Source organism: Streptomyces composti (assembly GCF_012034205.1).
GTDB classification, from domain to species: Bacteria; Actinomycetota; Actinomycetes; order Streptomycetales; family Streptomycetaceae; genus Streptomyces; species Streptomyces composti.
On sequence record NZ_JAATEM010000086.1, the window covers coordinates 1 to 726 of the forward strand.

A 726-nucleotide genomic window follows, 5' to 3' on the forward strand; every position below is an offset into this window, starting at 1 on the left:
CCAGGTCGTCGAGGGCACCCGGGCGGATGTCCACGACGACCGGGGACGGAATGAGCCTGGTCAGTACTGGCACGCGATCTCCCGTCCACGGGCGAGGTCGTCGTGGTTGTCGATCTCCACCCACTGCACGTCACCGATCGGCGCCACATCGATGCGGAAACCGCGGTTCACCAGCTCCTGGTAACCGTCCTCGTAGTACAGCTGCGGGTCCCGCTCGAACGTCGCCTGCAGCGCGTCCGCCAGCTCCACCGCCGCCTCGCCCTCGATCAGCGTCACACCGATGTACTCACCGGTCGCCTCGGCCGGATCCATCAGCTTGGTGATCCGCCGCATCCCCTTCTCGGGGTCGACGACGACCTTCATCTCCTCGTCGGCGAGCCGCTTCACCGTGTCCAGCGCGAGAATGATCTTCTTGCCGTCGCCGCGGGCGGCCAGCAGCGTCTTCTCCACCGACACCGGGTGCACGGTGTCGCCGTTGGCGAGGATCACACCGTCCTTGAGCGCCTCACGCCCGCACCACAGGGAGTAGGCGTTGTTCCACTCCTCGGCCTTGTCGTTGTCGATCAGCGTCAGCTTCAGGCCGTACTTGGCCTCCAGGGCCGCCTTGCGCTCGTAGACGGCCTCCTTGCGGTAGCCGACGATGATCGCGGCCTCGGTCAGACCGACCTCCGCGAAGTTGCCGAGCGTCAGGTCCAGGACCGTCAGCCCGTCCTCGGAGCCTTCGGG

1 protein-coding gene is annotated in these 726 nt (G+C 66.9%); it reads right to left on the reverse strand.

What is annotated here, in order from left to right:
- Nucleotides 1-60: 60 nt before the first annotated feature.
- A partial coding sequence (locus HCJ93_RS29045; protein ID WP_167998807.1) for a phosphocholine cytidylyltransferase family protein occupies nucleotides 61-726 on the reverse strand: 666 nt, incomplete at its 5' end.